The following is an 18,436-nucleotide window of genomic DNA, read 5'->3' as shown; positions in this document are numbered from 1 at the left end:
CGCTAGAGTAAGAAGAGGCTTTTGCATCCCGAGAAGCTAAAAGCTTTTGACGTCTTAGCCTCTTCTTCTCACTCTAGCTTAGCCCTTAAGTAATAATTTATTTAGGGGCTTCTTCTTTTATATGACGTGGTGTAAGTAAACCTAAATAGTTGGTTATCATATACTTAGAAAAATTACTCCGTCATCCCGTTATGCTTTTGAACGGGACCTCCCAAATTCAAAACGTGCATAGGAACAATGGCTCTTCGCTTCTCGTTTCTTAAGAATAATAAATTATCAATCAAAGTTGATATTAGAATATATAGACAGTTCTGTGAGTAATGCGCAGTCTGCTTGTACCTTGTACCCTGTACCTCGTACCTCGTACCTTGTACCTCGTACCCTTTTTTACCTACACCGAAAACGGGTATTTGATCGCATCGTGATGCTCATAACCTGTCACTTCAAAGTCATCCATCGTCACCCAGGTTTCAATATCTTCTAGCGATTTAATTTTAGGATTAATGGTAAGTTTTGGCGCCGAAAGTGGCTCTCGTTTTAACTGCACATTTTTCATTAAATCCAATTGATCTTCATAAATGTGGGCATTAACAATTTTATGGTAGGCAACACCAGCTTTATGGCCGGTAATTTGCGCCATAATCGCCAAAAAGGCAAACACTTGAATTTGATTAAAATTCAGTCCCAGAGGTACATCACAAGAGCGCTGAGCGCTGGTTAAATATAAGGTATCGCCGAGCAGTGAAAAATTGTGCGTATGCATGCATGGACGTAAACAGCCCATATGAAATTCACCCGGATTATAAAAGGTAATAATTTCGCCGCGGTCATCGACACCATTTTTTAGGTTTTCAACAACTTTTTTCAACTGATCAATGGTGCCACCATCAGGCTTTGCCCAGCCACGACCTTGCACGCCGTATACTCGGCCCATATCGTCTTCACCTTTGCGATATGAATTTTTCAGCCACACTTCATTGTCATTGGCATTGGCATCCCAGGTTTTGGTGCCCAAAGCGCGAAAATCGGCGGCATTGTCGTACCCTTTAAGGTAGCCAAGCAGCTCAGCAATTGCCGATTTGTAGAAGCTCTTACGGGTGGTAATTAATGGAAACTCATTGTTGCCAACCTGATACTCCAGATCCGCGTTAATTACCGTTAAACAACGCTTGCCGGTACGTTTATTATCAACCCAAATACCATCATCAATAATGCGTTGGCATAAATCTAAATACTGCTTCATTTGGCGACACTCTTGTTATTTTTTTTGTTTGCGGTTTTTGTCTTAGATGACTTGTTTTCAATAGGTAAACCTTTGTTTAAGCCCCACGTGATCAGGCCAATGCCAACGATCACCATAGGTAGTGACAGCATTTGTCCCATCGAGATAAAGCTAAAGTAAAAACCTAAATGGGCATCTGGCTCACGGAAAAACTCTATTATCATTCTAAACAAGCCGTAGCCCGCTAAAAATAGACCACTGGCAACCCCGGCAGGCTTTGGTTTACGACAGACGAAATAGATGATCATAAACAGCACTACGCCTTCAAGGAAGAACTCATAGAGTTGCGAAGGATGACGTGCTAGACCTAACGGGTCGGTCGGGAAGATCATTGCCCAGGAGACGTCGGTTTCTCTGCCCCAAAGTTCTGAATTAATAAAGTTACCAATACGGCCAGCACCTAAACCAAGCGGTACCAATGGCGCGACAAAGTCACCAACCTGTAAAAAACTTTTCTTTTCCTTGCGCGCAAAAATCGCAATGGCAGTGATCACTCCTAACAGTCCACCATGAAACGACATGCCGCCGGTCCAGATTTTAAACAGATAGAGCGGATCAACCAAGAAATAATCAAAATTATAAAATAAGACGTAGCCTACCCGGCCACCCAATATCACGCCAAGGAAGCCATAGAATAGTAAATCGCTAACTTGCTCTCGAGTCCAAAGGCCACGACTTTTATCGGCAGCTTTATTGGCAATCATCATGGCTAGAATAAAGCCAATCAAATACATTAAGCCATACCAGCGTAAGGCAATAGGGCCAATGGAGAAAATTATCGGGTCAATTTGTGGAAATTGTAGTGCAGCTAGGGTCATAAAAGATCCTGTGTTAAGTCATCATTTTTATTGCCACAAGTATCAGGAATGCAGCAAATACTTTTTTTATTGTTTTTACTGGCAGCTTATTCGCTAACTTTACCCCGTACCTTGCCAATACCGTAGATGTAGAAGCGATACCGAGTACTGCTGGCCAATATATGTACCCTAAACTCCATTCCGGAAGGTTGGGATTACCAAGACCTGCAATCATAAACGCCATTGTGCCAAAAAGCGAGACAATCATACCGCAAGCTGTAGAAATGCCAATAGCCTGCAATAAATTAACACCACAATAACTTAAAAATGGAATGAGTACGGCACCACCACTGATGCCCATTAAGCTGGCGATAACACCAGTCCCGGTGGCAACCCCTTTCAACACGTTATCTGAGGGCAAACCTCTATGTACCGTTTGTCTGATGGAAAACAACATGTAGGTTGCCAACGAGATCACAAAGGTAGCAAAAATGGCCGTTAACGTTTTGGTTGGCAGTAAATCGGCTAAATTGGCGCCAATTACTGCTCCTACAGCAACAAAGGCCAATAATTTTTTGGTTAATTTCCAGGGAATATTACCCGATTTATGATGATTAAATGCCGCACTGGAAGATGTCACCACGATGGACGCTAATGAAGATGCTAAGGCAATAGGCATGACAATATCAGGATGTAAGCCAATTGTCGGTAGTAACATAATCAACACCGGGACTATGACTAAACCGCCGCCAATTCCCAACATGCCCGCTAAAAAGCCGACCAAGGTGCCTAGTAACATACAAAATAAGAATACTGATAAAAACATTGTTAACTCTAGAAACGCGAGACTAGGAAAAAATCTCGCTGATAATAAATTTTAACCTTAAATCGCTAAAGCTGCTTATTAAATTACCGATTTCACCGGTCAAAGGTCTAATTACCGGCAATTAACCCAATATTTATTTACCGGCACGGACAAAACCGCCTAAACCAAGTAATTCTAATTGCTCATTCAAGTAATTATGCACTTGTTTCGCCGTGGTTAACATTAGACAATGGGATAGGATTAGCTGTGCCTGTTTATAATCAATATGGCGCAACACCCATTTAACTTTTGGAATATTATGAGTGTTCATACTTAACTTATCGTAGCCCATTGCTAACAGTAATAACGCCCCGCCAGGTTCACTGGCCAGCTCGCCACACAGGCTTAACTCTATCAGGAATAGTTGCGCTTGTTCGGCAATCTGGTTTAGCGCCCGCAATACGGCAGGGTGATACGAATCATATAACGGTGCTACTCTTGAATTGTTCCTATCTACCGCAAGCAGGTACTGGGTGAGATCATTGCTGCCAACAGAGAAAAAATCCACTTTTTTTGCTAATTCTTCTAATTGAAAAATGACTGACGGCACTTCCAACATTATGCCGATTTTGGGTTTCGACACTGGCGTATCGCTTTCATTGCACACTTCAAAATAAGCCTGATTTACCAGTCTTACGGCATCATCAACTTCGGTCACACCAGAGATCATTGGCAACATGATTTCCAAATTACCGATGCCGATATTGGCTTTTAACATGGCTCTGACTTGTACCAAAAAGATTTCAGGGTGATCTAAGGTAATGCGAATGCCGCGCCAGCCTAAAAACGGATTATCTTCATTGATAGGAAAATAAGGCAAAGCCTTATCACCGCCCACATCCAAGGTACGCATCACTACGGGTTGCCGAGGAAAAGAGCGCAATACCGTGTGATACAAGTTCACTTGTTCATGTTCTGAAGGAAAACAATTACGCTCCATAAATGGAATTTCAGTACGGTATAAGCCGATACCAACCGCACCATTTTTCATCGAAGAATCGAATTCGGCACTAAGACCCGCGTTCAATAATAACTCAATTGATTTGCCATCTTTAGTAATAGCCGGTAAATCAATCACTGCCTTTATCAGTTCTTGTAATTCACCTTCTTCGCGAACCAAATGTTGATATTCACCTAACAGCGCAGCATCGGGAGATAAGAATATTTCTCCTGAATAACCATCAATAATGGCCTGTTTATATTTAAAGTTCGCCAAGCCGATATTGCCTACCGCCATAATTGCCGGAATGCCCAATGCCCGGGCTAAAATAACGGCATGTGAGTTGGTTGACCCCGATAATGATACAATCGCTTTTAATCCCTTATGCTGATATTCCGCCAATAAAGAGGCAGTAACATCTGTCGCCACTAGTATCATATTTTTCGGAACTTGCTCTCGACTCGCTTCTTCTTCTTGTAAATGAAATAAAACCCGATTGCCTAAGTCTTTAATATCGGTTGAACGTTCTCGTATATAAGGGTCTTCAACCGACTCAAATTGAATAACATATTGATCTATTACCAGTTTCAAAGCACTTTCAGCATTCCAGCCGAAACTAATTTTTTCCACTATTTCGTCGCCCAAACTGGCACTTTCGAGTATATGTTTATACATTTCAAAAATATCTAAGGCATCTTCAGGGATCGCACCTTGCATGCGCTCACTCATTTGCGAAAGATCACGCTTAGTCTTTAGCACTGCGTGTTGAAACATTTTCGTCTGTGTAGCAACTTGCTCGACTTTGGTCAGGCTGACACTGCTGAGCTGTGCTTTTGGATAACTAATATAAAAGTTGCCAATGGCAAGACCGGGAGACGCAGGCACGCCTTGCACGTAGTGTCGATTTTGCTGATTTTTATTGCGGCTTAAAATACCCGTGGTTTCGGCATTGGCGATGGCGATGGCAAGTTGCGCCGCCAGGGTGACTAAAAACGCTTCCTCATTCTCGTTAAATTGTCTGGCTTGTTTTTGTTGGACAGAAAGTATGCCTAACACCCGTCGTTGATGAATGATTGGCGTTCCTAAAAAAGCATTAAAATCATCTTCTTTTACTTCCGGTGCATGCTTAAAGCGAGGGTGATGTTGGGCATCAGCAATATTGATCGGTTCTTCACGCTGACCAACCAAACCGACCAGGCCTTCAGAAAAACCTATGGTCACCTGCCCAAGGGAAGCTTTAGCAAGACCGTCAGAGGCCGTTAACAAAAAATGTTCGCGCTCATAATCAGCAAGATATACCGAGCAACATTCGGTGGCCATAGCGGTTTTCACCTGCGCCACCAAATTCTGCAAAGCATTACCTAACTCAGGTTCTTGCCCAAACGCTAAAACAATTCTCCGTAAAGTGGTTAACATAAACTCCCTTGCTAAAATACTATACCAAGTTGGCTAATTATCTGATCATTTTTAATGAATCAAATTGGTCTTAACCAGAAATATCAGTATAACCTAAAACTTAGCCATCTAAAAACAATGTAAGCTTTTGCTTTAACAGAGGATTTAAGATTCCATCTTAAATTAAGCACAACCTTGTGCAATCACCCTCAAAAGGCCTCTTGCCTGCCGGGTAAAGGTAGAAAATATTAATCGCTTCTGGCTACGAGCTTCAGGCAGCATTGGTATTGTTACACTATAGGTGAATTCATCAAATACACAGCCCGTGGCCAGTAGCTAGTTGCTCGAAGCTTAAAACAATCACCCTCAAAAGGCGTCCTGCCTGCCGGGTATAAGCACATATCCTTGTGCTACAAATCTAATACCATCCCTGGCGATTTGCATTCCATCATCCATGAAGTAAAAAAAAAGTTGTGCAGCGTTAGCTGCACAACTTTTGTATTACATAATGATCACATACCACTTTGAGTGTTAACCTCGACGTCTTTGATTATTACGTCGCTGATTGTTACCTCGATGGAATTTGTTTGCTCTACGTTCATTGCCCTCGCTCTTATGGCTAGGTAATGCAACGGCAGCAAACTCTTTCATTACCCGACGATATACATCGCGTTTAAATGAAACCACCTGACGAACTGGATACCAATAACTTACCCAGCGCCAATCATCAAACTCAGGGTGACCTGAATGCAACAAATCAACCTCATCTTCGGCGCAAGTCAGTTTTAGCAAAAACCATTTTTGTTTTTGGCCAATACACACAGGTTTACTTTCATGCCTAATTAAACGCTTCGGTAAACGGTATCTTAACCAATGCTTGGTACTGGCAATGATCTCCACTTGATGAGGTTTTAAACCTACCTCTTCATGCAGTTCACGAAACATCGTTTGCTCAGTGGTTTCACCTTCGTCGACGCCACCTTGCGGATATTGCCATGAATGCTGACCAAATCGCCTAGCCCAAAAAACTTGACCTTTGCCGTTCGTAATCACTATGCCGACATTGGCTCTATAGCCTTCGGCATCAATCACATGAACTCCCGTTCAAATTTTAATATATGAAATGATTGTTCCACAAACTACGATGATGAGCAAATTAAAGATTAAAATTAATGTTAATCTTTAATTTTTTTAAGCATACTTAGTGAAAGTACTCTAATGACCTATCCACCATTGCAAAATCCACGGCCCGAAACAGAGCAGCAATTAATGACTCATGCCCAATCATTGGCTGGGTTGAGTCTTGGTGAGCTTGCAGCACAAGCAGGCATTGTGGTGCCTGAGAATTTAAACCGGGAAAAAGGCTGGATTGGTTTGTTGCTCGAAAAAGTTCTCGGTGCCAGTGCCGGTTCACTGCCATTACCTGATTTTCCTGATTTAGGCATCGAACTAAAAACCTTGCCAATAAACCGTGCCGGCAAACCATTAGAGACCACTTTTGTCTGCGTCGCGCCACTAACCGGAATCACCGGCATGACCTGGCAAAAATGTCACCTTAAGAATAAATTAGCCAAGGTGTTATGGGTACCGGTAATTTCTGAACGTAGTATTGCGATTAAAGATCGCATCGTTTGCACACCATTTTTATGGCAAGCTAACGCTGAAGAAGAGCAGTTATTAGCACAGGACTGGCAAGAACTGACTGACATGATAGCCCTGGGCAGAGTCGAAGACATTAACGCCAAATATGGGCAAGTATTACAGTTAAGACCGAAAGCGGCTCACTCGAAAGTAAAAACCCAAGCGTTTGATGCCCAAGGAAGACCTTTTATGACCCTGCCAAGGGGGTTCTATTTAAAGATTCCATTTACCCAATCAATTTTAAACAATCACTTACGGGTAAATTAACTCTTCAGTGCTTGGCTCGGGTTTATCGGCCAATTACAATTTATGAAGCCGAATTTGCTGACTAAGCACCGTGGTTTCGCCCGCAGGTAGATTAATCCAGTTGGTATTAGCGGCTTCTAAACAAACAAATTCCTGTTCGCCTTGCGGATGGATATCAGCCATATTGTTAGCAATCTCAACTCCAGGATTCCACAGTACCCATTGAGCTGAGTTAGTTTTGCTAATCTCTATCGCTCTTTTTGCTCCGTTATCAACAATCGTCATCGATGAATCATTATGATAAATCCGGTCGATTGGGCCAACACAATCTAAAATATCAACCCCATTACAGTGTGATAACTGGTTGATTTTATCGTCAAAGATGCTTTCGCTTAAATCAGGTATGGCAACATTTTCGGGACTGCTTACGTTGAAATAACTGTGCAAGGCATCGGTAAATTGAAACGCACTTTTGCCATCATTGCTGACAGTTAATTGCTGAGAAAAAGTATCGGCAAAAGTGATAATTTGTTTAACAGTAAAAGCATAGGGCCAATCTGCAGCGTATTCAGAGCCAGATAAGAGCAACTCGATGCGTACTCCTGCGGCAGTCATCTGCAGTTGTTCTACTTGCCAGACACTGGTGCGAGCAAAACCATGATTTGCTGCCTGTTTAAAGCTGCCAAACCAGGGCCAACAAAGGGGGATACCGCCCCGAATAGCCGTGCCAATTTGATAAGCAGTATCATTGCTTAACCAAAAAACCTCCTCATGACCTTGCGGCTGCCAACTTAAAACATGACCACCATGTAAACAAAGTTTTGCTTTGCAGTGTCGGTGTTCGATGCTGATAATTTCAATGTCTTTATTGACATTCACTTTTTTAATGACACCAAATTCATTATCAATGAGTACTTTTTGCTGGTTCAACTGCTTGTTTTTCATTTAAAACTTTATCGCTCAAGAGAGTATGGTAGAGTTGATTATATGGTATTCATCGCCTCTTCGTTAGATTAAAACTCTATAAAACAGAAAATTATTATTGTGAAATTACTTGCTCCGCTACTTTGGTTTATGTTCTGCCTGTCGTTATTACTGTTTAGCTTGGGGTTATCCTGGCAAGTGAATAAAAGCGTTAATTTTACCTATCCATTTTGGTATCAAGTGCTCGATATCAGCAGCCATATTGATAAATACGCGCCGCAGAATAAATATCAAAAACAAGACTTCGTCAACACCGATGCTGGCCAACACCAGCAGCTGTTTAGCGATGTGGTCGTTGCCATTAATAATCATGGCGAAGGGCTGGCAGAAATGGAGTATCACCTTGGTGCTGCAAGTAAAACGCTGTTTACTCATAGTGAGGTAGTACATTTACAAGATGTCAGCAATTTAGTCGATAAATTACGCTGGCTTTGGTTAATTAATCTTATCCCGCTAACAACACTTTTGTTGTGCTATCGGTCAAAAAAACTGTTAATGCCAGAGAGAAAGTTAAAAATACACGCCTCAGTGGTTTCGTTATCAGCACTGCTGCTTAGTTTTAGTGTTTTTGGCTTCAAAAAAATATTCTATTACTTACACACCGTAGTTTTTCCGGATAATCATCAATGGTTCTTTTATTACCAGGAATCGTTAATGAGTACGTTTATGAAAGCGCCAGATTTATTCGCGGCTATTGCCATAAACTTAACCGTTGTGGCACTTGCTATGTGCATACCGCTATATTACTACATTGCCAAAATCAATAAGTCCTTACTCTAAAACATACAGATTGCTTTCTTCACTCATGCCAGCAAGGGTGATGGTTTTATCGAAAACGAAACCCAGCTTAATTAATAACGCTTTTGATGAAGGGTTGTCCAATGCCGTAATCGCTAATACTTTCGCCAATTTTTTATCGTTAACTTCATAATTTAAAATCGCTTGCGCCGATTCAAAACCAAAACCTTTCCCTGAAAACCCATCTAAAAATGCAAAACCGATATCCGGTTCTGGCAAAGTTTCTCTTTGTAATAAACCACATATGCCGATGGCTTGTTGTGAATCTTTTAGACAAACAATATGCAAAGCAAAACCATAATCCTGATACATCTGCTGAGGTCCGGTTTTGATGTAATGCAGCGCATCATTGATGGTTCGAACCTGCTTATCACCAATATTTTCAATAAAGCTGTTTTGGTTTAGCAATTGCAAAATAAACTTAGCATCATGATTGCTAATTTGTCTAATAACAAGATTGTTGGTGGTAATTGGTTTCATTGTTTACACTTATTTTTATTTTAACTTTTAACTTTTAACTCAATAGTTTTAGTGTTCTGTAGTGTCGATAAACTCAATACCATCAACGTTTAAAGTATAACTGGTGGGGATTTCTTTGGCACCATCTACCAGGTTTAATTCCGGTGCATCGAGTTTGCTCGTCATTACCCCTTTAACCGTTACCGCAGTAAACATATTCAAGGATGGCGGTGCCACTGGCGTTGCCAATTTTGCGTACACAATTTGGTTTGCCGCCGGTGGTGGCTCATGAATACAAGCGCCAACATACGGCACTAAGAGAAATTCCTTTACCTTTTTGCCTTCAAATTCAAGCGGCAATAAAAAGCCTGACATTTCAATACTGGCATTGTCTAACAGCGGATTTGTTGATTGAAATTCCTGCTTTCTCTGGCTAATGATCTGTTCTCGGACTTTAAATAATTCCTCAATGTTTATCCCATCAGCTTCCAATTCTTTACGCGCTTGTGCACCTAGCTTTTCCGACTCAGCATCCAGCGGCTGACCACTGGCGACAATATCGTTAATGATGGCGACCTGTTGCAGTCTACGAATTTGATCAATGTTCATACTTTCAAATGGATTGGCAATTTCAACGGTCTGCACGTGTTCGTTAAGGGTCTCCCAAGAGATCTTTTTGACCACTTTCGCATATGAGCTGGCAGACCAGAAAGCACTTACTAATAAAATACTGGTTAAGGAAAATAATGCGACTAATTTTTTCATCTAAACTACCTGTTTGTATTTAACTGCGGATCGACATGCCATCAGATAAGGCGTAACGATAAATTTGCATGCTCGGAAATAAACTAATGACTAAGCCCGCGGTGCCAACCAATGCCAGTAACGTCCATTCTTCGGCCGTGGGTAAACTTAACTCTAAGTAAATACCAAAGCCGTTGAGAATAAAAGGCTTAACGGCAAATAAAACGGCGTATAAACATGCACTGCCTAGCACTAACCCGGAAATGATAATCGCCATTGCCTCGCCCATCATTAAACCAAAGATATGATTGGGTCTGGCGCCAATGGCCCGAAGAATGGCCATTTCCCGGCGACGCTGATTTAAACTGGTTAATAGAATAATCAGCATGGTCGCCAGTGAAATCACCACGACCATCAACGACACGGCTAATAAAGTTTTCTCGACAATAGCTAATACTGACCATAACTCAAGTAACGCCACCCCCGGCATTATCGCCATTAATGGCTCGTCTGCAAAGTTATTGACCCGCTGCATCATAGTTAACGCTTGTGGACGCTGCTGCAAGCCAAGGTAAAAACCAGTAATGGTTTCGGTGCTATGGTGATGGTCCTGATGCTCATCAAAGATTGCCGTAACCGATTTTTTCAGGCTGGACAAATCTAACGTCAAAAATGGATCATGGCCTACCGCGATACTTTTTTGCGCGGCATGCAATTGATCAACCCCAGCTAACGAGACAAATACGGTTCTATCGATAGGGGTTGCCGTTGGGGCTAAGATACCCGAAACTTTAAATGGCTGCTTATCGTGATGAATGTAACTGTCATTTCCGCCATGAGATATGATAATTTCATCGCCTATTTTATACGCCAGCTTGTTGGCAATTTCATCACCGATCACAACATCAACATCACCATGAAACCAAGTGCCTGAGCTCACGGTTAGTGATTGCTTACTGCCATATTTATAGTGTTGATAGAAATCTGCTGTTGTGCCCAACACCCGGTAGCCTTGATGGGAGTCCCCTAATGCAAATGGAATCGAAAATTTCACCGACGGGTGGTTAATAATTTCTTCATAAGACTCATAGCTAATGCCATTTGTGGCAGTGCCCATTTGAAATACCGATGATAATAATAAATTCACCGAGCTGGTTCTGCCACCAACAATTAAATCGGTACCGGAAATGGTATTGGTAAAGCTGTCTTTCGCTTGCACCCGAATCTTTTCAATGACAAGCAGTAACGCAACACTTAAAGCAATAGAAAAAATGGTTAACAGTACCGTTAACTTCCTATTGCGAAAGCTTTTTAACGCCAAATTTGCAATCGCCATTATGCACCTCCCTCAGCAAAGAGCGAGACAACAGCTTTGCCGTTATTCTTGTCATTGCTGTTGTCATAGCTTTGTCGGTTGAGCAACACACTGCGTTCAAATTCAACTTTTAAGCGTAGATCATGACTGACAAAAATTAACGTGGAACCTGCTGCTTCACATTCTTTAAATAGTAATTCCAAGAACGAGTGACAACGGTCGGCATCCAAAGATGATGTCGGTTCATCGGCAACAATTATTTCCGGGGCGCCCATCAATGCGCGCGCGGCAGCCACTCGTTGTTGTTGCCCTATGCTTAATTCATTTACACGCTTATGCAATAAATTTTCATCGCTCATATCCAGGTGTGCTAACAAACGAATCGCCTCTGTTTCTAGCGTTGCCGAATTTGTTAACGCCCGTTGTTTGCGCAATGTTGAAAAATGGCAAGATAACACCACGTTTTCAATGGTAGTAAGGTAGGGAATTAAATTAAACATCTGAAAAATTACACCAATATGATCGGCACGAAATTGATCACGCTTGCCAGCTTTCATCGTTGTCAGGTTTTCGCCAAGAATATTAAGGCTGCCAGAGTCCGCTGAAATTATTCCGCAAAGTAAACTTAACAAGGTAGTTTTGCCACTGCCGCTAGGGCCACGCAAAAACAGTCTTTCACCTTTGTGAACATTAAAATCATCAATATGAAATTCAAAATCAGAATTTTCTGACCATGAATATTTTAACTGCTTAATATCGATAATTGCCGACATGGAGTCATTGCCTCAGGAGAATATAAACTTTAATTAGTGCTAATGTTATGCCAATGCGAATAACAAGCTAGCATAAATCCACTTGCTATAAGATCTTGGCTATCTGAACACAGCTGAAATTAGCAAGCAAGAACTGCTTTGTTAAGTTATGTATTTTAGTCATTTAAAGCCCAACAAATGCCACAGTATTACCGATTTTTAAACACTTTGGTTTGCATTTCCATTAACCGTGACTCACAGCGAGCAAATTCAAACGCCAGTTTTTTGCCTTGATATAAATCGATAATATCCACCTCACTGCTAATAAACACTTCAATATTTTGATCGTAAAATTCATCCACTAAGGCAATAAAACGCCGGGCTTCATCGTCGGTTGATTGCATGTTGGCAAAGATGTTTTGTTGGCGTTGATAACCGTCCTCTACCCCTGAGGCAACATGACTAATATCAATGCCGGAAAATTGCGGGACATCGGTGATCATCACTACCGAAAATTGCCTGGCCAGAGCCATATAATCACGCTGGCTACGGGCGCCTTTACACAAATTGGCAAAGTTAAACACAATCACTTTACTCTCATTATCACTGGCCAGATATGACAAAGTTCTGGCATTAATCTCAATATTTCCTGCGGTTAGCGGTTTATTGGTGAATTGCATAAATTTCTCAGCGATATAACCGCGATGCTCTGCTACAGGATACACATAACGAGCATATTGTTGTTGATGTTGGCGATGATCTTTTTCACCATTAACGCTGATAATTTGGCAATATCGATTAAGCAGAGCAATGGTTGGCAAAAACCGTTGCCGTTGTAAGCCATTTTTATATAATTCTTCCGGTTTACAATTAGAGGTTGTGACTAACACCACTCCTTGTTTAAACAGTTCATCAAACAACCCCGAAAGCAACATCGCATCGCCAATATCGCTGACCAAGAACTCGTCGAAACAAAGTACGTCAACCTTAGTTGCGTATTCTTTGGCGATAACCCTTAGAGGATCCGATTTGCCCTGATGGCTTAATAAACTTATGTGCACCTGCTCGATAAAATGATGAAAATGCATACGCTGTTTGCGGGCAATGGCAAGATTGGTAAAAAATAAATCCATCATCATGGTTTTGCCACGGCCCACTTTACCCCATAAGTAGATGCCTTTAGCGGGGTTAACTTCAGCTTGAAAAGGCAATTTGTGGACAAAGTTAAATTTTCGATGAAAGCTTTTCTTCCATCGAAAAACGGATGATTTATGTTGCTGGCATAGCGCTATAGTTAACTCATTAAGTGCTTGCAAGGCATTTAATTGAGCGCGGTCTGTGGTTAAATTGCCGGTAGCGACCAAACGCTTATATTGTGTGACTACAGCCATGAAATGTCATCAACTTTGAATATATTTTGAATGAACCATCAATTATAAATGCGATTGCAAGATAACACAGCAAAAAAATCAACTGCCCCAGACTACAACTTATCGCATATTATTGCATTTCACCCCATCGATGTTGACTCATCCAGCACAGCCATTACTATAACGCGCGCAAAAAAAGTATTACTTTTGATACTCAACACATTTTCCTAGCGAGTCGTACACCTCAGGAAAATATCAGAGTAACCTCATATTCAGAATATTTTGGGACCCCTATGAGCTTAAAAAATTTGTTCATTGCAGTATCTTTGTCTGCATTGTTAACCACCCCTGCCACTGCTTCAGCAGTGAAACAGACGAAAGGTGATTTCGAAGATAAATTTCGTCAATTAGAAGAAATTCTGCCAACACCAAACGATTACCGAAACGCCGCTGGCGAACCAGGTAAAGAATACTGGCAGCAGCAAGTCGATTACAGCATTCAGGTAAAACTTGATGAAGAAAAGCGTCGTTTAAGCGCTACTCAACAAGTGACTTATCACAATAACTCTCCGTATCGGTTAAAGTATTTATGGTTACAACTTGAACAAAATCGTTTCAAGCAAGACTCTATCTCAGAGTTAAGTGGTGATTTTGGTGGCATTGGTCGCCGTGGTCCTTCTACTGGCAAACCATCAGCGGATAACCCTGGGAAAATCAGCATGGGCGAACTACGTCGTCAGCAATACTATGCCGATAATACCGTAGGCTATGACGTTTTCAACGTTACCGATAAACGCGGTAAGCCGTTAAAAGTCACTATTGTTGGCAGCCAGGCGCGCATCGATTTACCCAAAGCGCTGGCCGCGGGTGATGAAACCAGTTTTAACATCGAATTTGCCTTTAATATTCTCGAAGAAAATGCCGTACCGGCACGTTCTGGTTACGAACACTTTCCCGATGATGCCCGCGAAGGCGGTAACGATATCTTCCTGCTGGCTCAGTGGTTCCCACGCTTAGCCGCATTTTCCGATTACGAAGCCTGGCACAACAAAGAATTTTTAGGTCGTGGAGAGTTCACTCTCGAATTTGGTAATTACGACGTAGAAATGACAGTACCGGCGGATCACATTGTCGCTTCAACCGGGGTATTGCAAAATGCCAGCAAAGTACTTAGCAAAGAACAGCGTAAGCGTTTAGAAACCGCAAAAACAGCAAAGCGACCAGTATTTGTGGTAACCGCGGAAGAAGCATTAGAAAACGAAAAATCCGCTACTAGCAAAAGCAAAACCTGGCGCTTTAGTGCCGAAAACGTTCGTGATTTTGCCTGGGCATCATCGCGTAAGTTTATGTGGGATGCGAAAGGTTTCGAGCAAGGTGGCGATGAGCAAGAATTCGTCATGGCAATGTCTTACTTTCCCAAAGAAGGTGGCGATCTATGGAAAAAATACTCGACCGAATCGGTTATCCACACCATGGACGTGTACTCTCGCTACACCTTTGATTACCCATACCCGGTTGCCATTAGTGTAAACGGCCCTGTAGGCGGTATGGAATACCCAATGATCAGCTTTAACGGTCCACGTACCAAATGGCATAAAGACGATACTCGTACTTATACCCTTGCCGAAAAACGCTTTTTAATTGGTGTGGTGATTCATGAAGTTGGCCATAACTATTTTCCAATGATCGTGAACTCTGATGAACGTCAATGGACCTGGATGGATGAAGGCTTAAACAGCTTTCTAGACGGTATTGCGGGTCGTGAATGGGATCCGACCATTCCATGGGGCGTAGAACCACGAGACATCACCTCTTACATGAAATCTGACGTACAAGTGCCGGTAATGACGCAATCTGATAGCGTATTAAAACTTGGCCCTAATGCTTACACTAAACCGGCTGCCGCGTTAAACATTCTTCGCGAAGTCATAATGGGTCGTGAATTATTCGACTTTGCTTTTAAAGAATACGCGGTGCGCTGGAAAAACAAACGCCCTACGCCGTCAGATTTTTTCCGTACCATGGAAGAAGCCTCAGGGGTTGATTTAGACTGGTTCTGGCATGGTTGGTTCTACACTACCGATCACGTCGATATCTCAATCGACAGCGTTTATAAACTACGTTTAGACACTAAAAATCCAGATATCGACCTAGATCGTCGTCGTCAGGAAGAGTTTGAAAAGCCTAGTTCTTACCATGTTGACCGCAACAAAGCCGCTGGCCAGAAAACCTGGTTAGAATTGAACCCGGACGTAAGTGATTTTCATGATAAAAACGACCGTTGGACCGTAACTAACAAAGAGCGTAACGAATATAAGAAAATGCTGAACAAGTTAGAACCTTGGGAGCGTAAAGCGTTTGAGCGTGCGGTGATCGAGGATGATAACTACTACGTGTTAAATTTCTCTAACCTAGGTGGCCTGGTAATGCCTATCTTATTAGATTTGCACTTTGCTGATGGTACTTCCGAGTCAATGCATATTCCTGCCGAAATCTGGCGTCGAGCGCCGAAAGCGGTAAGTAAGCTGGTCATCACTCCAAAAGGCAAAGATTTGGTATCGGTTGAGGTGGACGCCCATTGGGAAACCGCTGATGTTGATGTGCACAACAACCATTATCCACGTAAAATCATTGATTCTCGTATTGAAGCGTTCAAGAAAGAGAAATCTGAGAAAATGGAAGCACGTGATATCATGCACGACAGCAAAACCGAGCTGAAAGAGCCGGAAGTTAAAGTGTATAAAAAGTAATAGCTAACGATTGAAGGCAACGATGAAGAGAATGATGAAGCAGTTAATCACCCAAATCACTAGCAAGTTTTGCTTAATTTTGGCTTTAATGGTGAGTAGCAACGCTGTTGCTCATCAACAAAAAGAAGCCTACAGCACGATATTGTTCAATGATCACAGTGGCAATATTGAAGTATCGCATCGTTTTTATCTACACGATGCTGAGCATGCCTTAGTAAAACTGTTTAACAAACATGCCGACTTAATTGCTAGTGAACAAACCCAAATTGAATTTGCCGAATACATTCAATCCAAATTTCGCCTGCTTGATGACAAACAACAGTTGTTGCCATTAGGTAGCGTAGGTTTTGAAGTGGAAGGCAAATTTTTCTGGGTTTATCAGGAAATTAAACAGCCACAACAGTTAACTGCGGTCTATATCAAAATGGCGGCATTGCAAGATGTGTGGCCTGGGCAAGTGAACCAAATTAATGTCGAACATACTTTTAAAGACAGTTCGCAACAAAATGGTTTGGGCAAAAAAGCGCGTTCGGTGCGTATTAATGAAGATGATGACTGGCAAAAAATCATCATCGATTAATGTTTAGCTCTGTTAATCGTCCCTTTTCGCAGTTTTTTAGTGAATTGGTGCATTCAATCACCCTCTAAAGGCTATCCCTGCCTGTCGGGTATAAGTACAATCCATGTACAAAAAAGGTGAGAATTTTTTCACCTTTTTTATTTTAAAAATTTGTTATCTTTAGCCTTTATCGAGCAACTGGTTAAAATTCAACCAAAGCATACAGTTAGCAGCTGTCAATAGATTTATTAGCAAAAAACGTAAAAAAACCACAAACAAAGCCTTGCTAACTGGGCATTTCAAAGTAAAATCTCGGCACCAATTTTTCTTACTAATAATGCGAGTTTTTTCAATTTATGCGCAAATTGCTTACATCCCCTGCGAAAATGTCTATGGGTAATACCGAAGATACTATTTATCAAAACGCACTAAAATACATTGCCGATTTATCCCTAAATTTAATGGCAGTAAAAGTGAATCATCACCCTGAAGACTTTTTAGGCTGGTGCAAAACCTTACACCGTATTTGTAAGCACGACATCAATATGAATTTGCTTGAAGAAAAGCAATTACTGCCATTAAAAAAGCTGAAAGAAATCTTAGAACAAGGGATCTCAGTCACCCAACTTAAAATGTTGCGCATTGCGCCATGGCCAATATTTGCCAACATAGTAAATGATATGGCTGAGCAGCAATCATTGACAGAACGATTAGCACTTATGACTCATATTGATGGTTTGCGTGAGCAAAACCTGAGCGATATGATTGAAGAAGACCGCTTAGCTTTTACCGGCAAGCATACTGCCGCGCATGACCCAAGCATGTATCAATTTGATGTTGAATGGTTTGCTGGCACCAAAGGCGCTAAAACGTTTCATATGCTGATACAAGCACACCCAGAAGATTTTGATCAGGCATTAGCTCACATTCCATTAACTGGCGATGTTAGCCTGGTACAATATCAAGCGTTTGTCGCAACTTATAAGCAAATATTTGCCGTACATACCGATGGTGAAAAAGCCCCGTTAATGGCAGCAACACGCTTGTTGGCAATGCGTCGTCCCGATCAATTTATCGCGCTAACCAACAATAAATTATCAATACTTTGTCAGGGCTTAAATATCGCTAAATTTAATAACCAGGATTTTGACAGTTATTATCAAGATATGGTGCTCAGTCTGCAAAGCTTTGCCTGGCATCGACAAGCTGAGCCAGAAAATAGTGAAGAATTGAGTTTATGGAAAGTACGAGCAGTGTTGGTGGACATGTTCCTATTTGCCGATGAAGACCAGGCGCAAAATTCAAACTATATTCGCATGCGCGATAAGCCAACCAAAACCAAAATTGGCGTGGCTAAAGCGGTTAAGCGCTCGAAAGAATCGGCCGAAGTATTAGTCGATAAAGCGCTTGCTGGTGAAGACATTCCTGAGTATTTATTAGACATGCGTTCGACTATCGTTAACAGCGTACAAGGTGGTAAAACCGTGGAGCAAGCAATTAGCTTAATGCGTACCATTTTTGGTTAATATCAGGCGATAC

Annotated in this window: 16 protein-coding genes; 5 read left to right on the top strand and 11 right to left on the bottom strand. The window is 41.7% G+C overall.

Features of this window, described 5'->3' with window-relative positions; all coding sequences use genetic code 11:
- Positions 1-391 precede the first annotated feature (391 nt).
- The 5 genes from ND16A_RS02615 to rppH form a co-directional block, all read right to left on the bottom strand.
- Entirely contained in the window at positions 392-1,243 is an 852-nt protein-coding gene (locus ND16A_RS02615) for a thymidylate synthase (RefSeq protein ID WP_033078959.1), read from the bottom strand.
- On the bottom strand, positions 1,240-2,100 hold the full coding sequence (lgt, locus tag ND16A_RS02620; protein ID WP_033078958.1) for a prolipoprotein diacylglyceryl transferase: 861 nt from the start codon (positions 2,098-2,100) through the stop codon (positions 1,240-1,242). The genes ND16A_RS02615 and lgt overlap by 4 nt, the downstream gene beginning before the upstream one ends.
- 13 nt (positions 2,101-2,113) lie before the next feature.
- Entirely contained in the window at positions 2,114-2,905 is a 792-nt protein-coding gene (locus ND16A_RS02625) for a sulfite exporter TauE/SafE family protein (RefSeq protein ID WP_033078957.1), read from the bottom strand.
- A gap of 133 nt (positions 2,906-3,038) precedes the next feature.
- Complete coding sequence (ptsP, locus tag ND16A_RS02630; RefSeq protein ID WP_033078956.1) at positions 3,039-5,300, bottom strand: phosphoenolpyruvate--protein phosphotransferase; 2,262 nt, start codon at positions 5,298-5,300, stop codon at positions 3,039-3,041.
- 510 nt (positions 5,301-5,810) lie between these two features.
- Entirely contained in the window at positions 5,811-6,371 is a 561-nt protein-coding gene (gene rppH / locus ND16A_RS02635) for an RNA pyrophosphohydrolase (protein ID WP_052073283.1), read from the bottom strand.
- A 126-nt stretch (positions 6,372-6,497) separates the two neighbouring features.
- Between rppH and mutH the strand changes: the two genes are divergently transcribed.
- Entirely contained in the window at positions 6,498-7,187 is a 690-nt protein-coding gene (mutH, locus tag ND16A_RS02640; protein ID WP_033078955.1) for a DNA mismatch repair endonuclease MutH, read from the top strand.
- A 33-nt stretch (positions 7,188-7,220) separates the two neighbouring features.
- On the opposite strand, the gene ND16A_RS02645 is transcribed toward mutH, so the two are convergent.
- Positions 7,221-8,111 carry a D-hexose-6-phosphate mutarotase gene (locus ND16A_RS02645; RefSeq protein ID WP_033078954.1) on the bottom strand — a complete coding sequence of 297 codons (891 nt, stop codon included), beginning with the start codon at positions 8,109-8,111 and terminating at the stop codon, positions 7,221-7,223.
- Positions 8,112-8,210: 99 nt separating this feature from the next.
- Between ND16A_RS02645 and ND16A_RS02650 the strand changes: the two genes are divergently transcribed.
- Positions 8,211-8,930, top strand: a complete 720-nt coding sequence (locus tag ND16A_RS02650; protein ID WP_052073282.1) for a lipoprotein intramolecular transacylase Lit — start codon at positions 8,211-8,213, stop codon at positions 8,928-8,930.
- On the opposite strand, the gene ND16A_RS02655 is transcribed toward ND16A_RS02650, so the two are convergent.
- The 5 genes from ND16A_RS02655 to zapE all read right to left on the bottom strand — a co-directional run bounded on the left by ND16A_RS02655 (position 8,922) and on the right by zapE (position 13,609).
- Positions 8,922-9,428: a GNAT family N-acetyltransferase gene (locus ND16A_RS02655; protein ID WP_033078953.1), complete on the bottom strand. Its 507-nt coding sequence runs from the start codon at positions 9,426-9,428 to the stop codon at positions 8,922-8,924. The genes ND16A_RS02650 and ND16A_RS02655 overlap by 9 nt on opposite strands.
- A 48-nt stretch (positions 9,429-9,476) precedes the next feature.
- A complete protein-coding gene (locus ND16A_RS02660) occupies positions 9,477-10,172 on the bottom strand; it encodes a DUF3299 domain-containing protein (RefSeq protein ID WP_033078952.1) in 696 nt (231 codons plus the stop codon).
- A gap of 19 nt (positions 10,173-10,191) precedes the next feature.
- Positions 10,192-11,487 (bottom strand): ABC transporter permease, encoded by a 1,296-nt coding sequence (locus tag ND16A_RS02665; protein WP_033078951.1) that lies wholly within the window; start codon positions 11,485-11,487, stop codon positions 10,192-10,194.
- Positions 11,487-12,239, bottom strand: coding sequence for an ABC transporter ATP-binding protein (locus tag ND16A_RS02670; protein ID WP_052073281.1), 753 nt, complete (start codon positions 12,237-12,239; stop codon positions 11,487-11,489). The genes ND16A_RS02665 and ND16A_RS02670 overlap by 1 nt, the downstream gene beginning before the upstream one ends.
- Positions 12,240-12,427: 188 nt before the next feature.
- Positions 12,428-13,609, bottom strand: a complete 1,182-nt coding sequence (zapE, locus tag ND16A_RS02675) for a cell division protein ZapE (protein ID WP_033078950.1) — start codon at positions 13,607-13,609, stop codon at positions 12,428-12,430.
- 272 nt (positions 13,610-13,881) lie between these two features.
- Here zapE and ND16A_RS02680 point away from each other — a divergent pair, with 272 nt between their 5' ends.
- The 3 genes from ND16A_RS02680 to ND16A_RS02685 all read left to right on the top strand — a co-directional run bounded on the left by ND16A_RS02680 (position 13,882) and on the right by ND16A_RS02685 (position 18,423).
- Positions 13,882-16,338 (top strand): M1 family metallopeptidase, encoded by a 2,457-nt coding sequence (locus ND16A_RS02680; RefSeq protein ID WP_033078949.1) that lies wholly within the window; start codon positions 13,882-13,884, stop codon positions 16,336-16,338.
- Between the two features lie 31 nt (positions 16,339-16,369).
- The gene (locus ND16A_RS0119685) at positions 16,370-16,918 is read left to right on the top strand and encodes a DUF6702 family protein (RefSeq protein ID WP_152593925.1); all 549 of its coding nucleotides are present in this window, start codon (positions 16,370-16,372) and stop codon (positions 16,916-16,918) included.
- A gap of 335 nt (positions 16,919-17,253) precedes the next feature.
- Positions 17,254-18,423, top strand: a complete 1,170-nt coding sequence (locus ND16A_RS02685; protein WP_081945675.1) for a hypothetical protein — start codon at positions 17,254-17,256, stop codon at positions 18,421-18,423.
- Positions 18,424-18,436: the final 13 nt, after the last annotated feature.

Source organism: Thalassotalea sp. ND16A (assembly GCF_000764205.1).
In the GTDB taxonomy this organism is placed as follows: Bacteria; Pseudomonadota; Gammaproteobacteria; order Enterobacterales; family Alteromonadaceae; genus Thalassotalea_A.
The sequence above is the reverse complement of the archived record's forward strand: the minus strand, read 5'-3'. Positions and strand labels throughout refer to the sequence as shown.